We start from the raw sequence: 376 nt of genomic DNA on the forward strand, positions 1-376 counted from the left end.
CCGAAACACCGCTGCTGCGCAGCCTGACCGTGGGCCATATTGTCGAACTGCAGCGCCTGTATGAACCGGACATCAATATCGCCATTCTGCCTGAGTCGGCACATGAAGGTTTTTCTGAGCTGGAGCGACAACAGTTACGAGCGGATTGTCAGTATCTGGCACTGACCCAGCCGGGTTTCCGGCTGGCGTTATCGGGTACCGAAGCGGAGCTGGTGCAAGGGCTGAACAGCAGCTTGCCGACCACCTTGCAGCACGCCGATGTACTGGCCCGCTGGTTGAGCCAGCATATTGGCATTTTTGCGGCGCTGTTTGAGCCTCCGGCGATGTATATTCGTCTGGTGTCGTTGCAGCAGGCCATGTGCCCCCGCTTCCATGT

1 protein-coding gene is annotated in these 376 nt (G+C 58.2%); it reads left to right on the forward strand.

Annotated features, from left to right (window positions below):
- Positions 1–376: DUF1826 domain-containing protein (locus tag Q4563_RS16955; RefSeq protein ID WP_303605323.1), on the forward strand; the 376-nt coding region annotated here is incomplete at both ends.

This window comes from Gilvimarinus sp. 1_MG-2023 (assembly GCF_030548285.1).